The organism is Actinobacillus minor NM305, from assembly GCF_000175195.1.
In the GTDB taxonomy this organism is placed as follows: domain Bacteria; phylum Pseudomonadota; class Gammaproteobacteria; order Enterobacterales; family Pasteurellaceae; genus Haemophilus_A; species Haemophilus_A minor.
Window position 1 is genome coordinate 1 of sequence record NZ_ACQL01000128.1, and the last position, 419, is coordinate 419.

General features: G+C 42.2%; 1 pseudogene. It reads right to left on the reverse strand.

From position 1 onward, the window contains the following. Positions 1-419, reverse strand: a pseudogene (locus AM305_RS12475) (hypothetical protein); the annotation flags it as partial.

A 419-nucleotide genomic window follows, 5' to 3' on the forward strand; every position in this document is an offset into this window, starting at 1 on the left:
GGTTGCATTAACTAACTTCGCACCTTCTGTCGCAGCAGGTTCTGTGATGTTACCTTTATCTGTAGGTGTAAGCTCAGTTGTTTTAACATCTACTGTAACAACACCAGTGTTTGGATTCACTGTTACATCTGTTGTATCTGTATCTGCAAAGTTAACATCGCCATCTGTGTCTGTTGGTTGAGCTGTTGAATCAGTCACTTCAGCTGCTTTTACTTTAGCAAGATCGATAGTGATCTCACGAGCACCCGTTGTTGCATTAGTTTCACCCGTTACTGAAACACGGTCACTACCTGCAATGAATTTCACTTCGTTTGCGTTTTTCACCGTGTCTGTGTATGCACCAGTTTCAGTAGAAACAATCCAGCCCATATTCGTTAAATCGCGAACTGTCGCTGCTGAATTTAAGATGTTATCCGCTA